Here is a 2,374-nt window from a genome sequence, read left to right on the forward strand (position 1 = left end):
GCCCCGCCGGTCCTGGCCGCCGCCGCGATCTTCCCCGCCGCCGCGTTCCTGTCCATGCCCCCGTCCGCCGCCGCGATCCTGCGCATCGGCCATCGTCGGAACCGCCAGGGCCAGCATCAGGGCGCCGGCGGCCGGTACGATCGTCTTCATTGTCGCCATCCTTGCGTCTGCCGCCCCGTCGGGGTTCAAACGTCCCGTGCCGAACGCAGTTCCGGCTACGCCCCCGGGCGGTTCCCCGCCCGCGGACGTCCCGCGCCGCCCGACGCGAACGGTCGCCCCTTCCCTTTCCCCGCGACTTCCGCTATCGCCCCCGCTCCGATGCGAGCGGTCGTGGCGGAATTGGTAGACGCGCAGCGTTGAGGTCGCTGTGGGGCAACCCGTGGAAGTTCGAGTCTTCTCGACCGCACCATCGTTATTTTAAGGGCGAATCATCGGCTTGATGCTGATCTGACAGACAGGGAGGCCGACGCGTGAGCACCGCTGCAACCGCCTCCCTGCCGTCTGCCCAGGACGAGGACATCGACCACGCCGCGCTAGACGAGGACTACGTCCTCACCGCGTCGTTCGTGGAGAAGGTGGTCGACGCCGCCGACGACGGCGACGGCCTGCGCTTGCGCTCGCTGCTGGAAGACCTGCACCCCGCCGACGTCGCCGACCTGATGGGTTTCCTGACCGCCGAGCATCGGGCGGTGGTCACCCTGTGGCTGCCGCCGGACCTTCTGGCCGAAACCCTGCCTGAGCTGGACGACGGCATTCGGGAAGAGGTGCTGGAACGGGTGCCGCACGGCACCCTGGCCGAGGCCCTGCAAGAGCTGGACTCCGACGACGCCGCGGCGGTCGTCGAGGATCTGGAGGACGATCAGCGCGAGAAGGTGCTGGCGGCCATGCCCGAGGTCGACCGCGCCGCGATCGAGAGCTCGCTGGGCTATGCCGAGGACTCGGCCGGCCGCCTGATGCAGCGCGAGGTGATGGCCGCGCCCCAGTTCTGGAACGTAGGCGACACCATCGACCACGTCCGGGCCCAGGGCGAGGACCTGCCCGAGCTGTTCTTCGACGTCTATGTGGTCGATCCGCTGAACAAGCCGATCGGCGGGGTGGCCATCAGCCGGCTGCTGCGCGCGCCGCGCAAGACGCCGCTCAGCGAGATCATGGACCCGGTCAACGAGATCACCGTCGATCAGGACCAGGAAGAGGTCGCCTACATCTTCGAGAAATACCACCTGATCTCGGCGCCCGTGATCGACTCGGCGGGCCGGCTCGTGGGCCAGATCACCGTCGATGACATCGTCAACATCATTCAGGAAGAGAACCGCGAGGACATCCTGCGCCTGGCCGGCGTGGCCGACGAGGATCGGGGTTCGTCCGTGCCCGAGATCGTGCGCGGCCGCGTGCCCTGGCTGGCGATCAACCTGGCCACGGCGGTCCTGGGCGCCAGCGTCATCTCCTTCTTCGGCGGCACCATCCAGCAGATCGTCGCCCTGGCGGTGCTGATGCCCATCGTCTCGGCCATCGGCGGCAACGCCGGCACCCAGGCCCTGACAGTGACGGTGCGGGCGCTGGCGACGCGCGAGTTGAACAGCTCCAACGCCCCGCGCACCTTCTGGCGCGAGCTGGCGGTGGGCCTGGCCAACGGCCTGGTGCTGGCGCCCCTGATCGGGATCGCGGCGGGCCTGTGGTCGCAGGACTGGCGGATCGGAGCGGTGATCGCGGCCTCGATGGTCCTGAACCTGATGGTCGCCGCGACCGTGGGAGTGCTGACGCCCCTGACGCTGTCGCGGCTGAAATTCGATCCGGCCGTGTCTTCTGCGGTCTTCGTCACGGCGACGACCGATTTCTTCGGTTTCCTGATCTTCCTGGGCCTGGCCACCGCCGTCCTGCTCTAGGGCGACGGACCGGCGCGGGGCTTGCTGGTTCCCCCGGCGAGCGAGCGCTTCCGTCTCGATTTGGGTCAAACCGGTGTCCGACACGACCAGGTCTCGTCTGAAGGTCTCCCGCGAGGGGATCGTGCTCATCAAGAGCTTCGAGGGCTTCCGGCCGCGCGCGGTCCGGGATGAGGCCGGCGGCTGGGTGATCGGCTACGGGCACACCGCCTCCGCGCGCGAAGGCGCGACCGTGGGCGAGCAGGACGCCGAACTGCTGCTGCAGTACGATCTGATGCCGGTCGTGAAGGCCCTGAACGAGGACGTCTCCGTCCCCCTGAACCAGCACCAGTTCGACGCCCTGGCCAGCTTCGCCGTGTCGGTGGGCGTGGCCCGATTCCTGGCCTCGGACGTCCTGCGCCGGCTGAACGACGGACACGCCGGCGAGGCGGCCGACGCCCTGATCGGATGGCCCCGAGGCCGCGGCTCCGGATTCGGCGCTGCGTCCGGCCGCG

Annotated in this window: 2 protein-coding genes and 1 tRNA gene; all 3 read left to right on the forward strand. The window is 69.3% G+C overall.

What is annotated here, in order from left to right:
• Positions 1 to 324 precede the first annotated feature (324 nt).
• A tRNA-Leu gene (locus AC2W7C_RS16840) sits at positions 325 to 409 on the forward strand.
• Positions 410 to 659: 250 nt separating this feature from the next.
• Positions 660 to 1,883: a magnesium transporter gene (mgtE, locus tag AC2W7C_RS16845; protein ID WP_486002410.1), complete on the forward strand. Its 1,224-nt coding sequence runs from the start codon at positions 660 to 662 to the stop codon at positions 1,881 to 1,883.
• Positions 1,884 to 1,956: 73 nt separating this feature from the next.
• Positions 1,957 to 2,374: lysozyme (locus tag AC2W7C_RS16850; protein ID WP_486002409.1), on the forward strand; the 418-nt coding region annotated here is incomplete at its 3' end.

The sequence above is a fragment of the Brevundimonas sp. CURTG3B2_SDJG genome (assembly GCF_057364705.1).